The 845-nt window shown below is 69.3% G+C and carries 1 protein-coding gene; it reads right to left on the bottom strand.

Annotation, left to right across the window (positions count from 1 at the left end; genetic code table 11):
- Nucleotides 1-845: methyl-accepting chemotaxis protein (locus AE618_RS14005; protein WP_248310874.1), on the bottom strand; the 845-nt coding region annotated here is incomplete at both ends.

Here is an 845-nt window from a genome sequence, read left to right on the forward strand (position 1 = left end):
GCGACGAGGTCGTTGAGCTGCCCGATGCGGGAGGAGAGCGAGGCGGCCGAGGCCGCGCTCTGTTCGGAGAGCGCGGCGTTTTGCTGGGTCATCTCGTCGAGATGAGCGACCGCCTGGCTCATCTCGTCGATGCCGTTGGCCTGTTCGCCGGACGCCGCCGAGATGTCGGCGATGGTGGCGGCGACCTTGCGCGAGGAGGCCAGAATCTGGCTCAGCTGCTCGCCGGCCTGGCGCACCAGCTTGACGCCCTCGCCGACCTCCAGGTTCGACGACGAGATCAGGCCCGAGATGTCCTTGGCGGCGGCGCTGGAGCGCTGCGCCAGCGTCCGCACCTCCGAGGCCACGACCGCAAAGCCCTTGCCGGCATCGCCCGCACGCGCCGCTTCCACCGCCGCGTTCAGCGCCAGCAGGTTGGTCTGGAAGGCGATGTCGTCGATGACACGGATGATGTCGGAGATCTTCTGCGAGGCGCTCTCGATGCGCGCCATGGCCTCGACAGCCTGGCCGGCGATGGCGCCGCCGCTTTGCGCGGCCTGCATCGCCTCGTTGGCGATGGCGGCTGCGTCCTTCGAGGCCTGAGCCGAGGCCTTGACCGAGGCTGCGAGCTCCTCGGTCGTGGCGGCGGTCTCCTCCAGCGAGGAGGCCTGCTCCTCGGTGCGCTTCGACAAATCGTCGGCGCCCATGTTGATCTCGCGGGCGGCGAGCCCGACATCGGCCGAGGTCACCTGGATCGTGCGCACCGTCGCGGACAGACGATCGACCGTATCGTTGATCGCCCCCTTCAACTCCGCGAACTTGCCGCGATAGGCGGCATCCACCCGCACCGTCAGGTCGCCCTCGGCCTC

The organism is Allobosea vaviloviae (assembly GCF_001298265.1).
Classification (GTDB): Bacteria; Pseudomonadota; Alphaproteobacteria; order Rhizobiales; family Beijerinckiaceae; genus Allobosea; species Allobosea vaviloviae_B.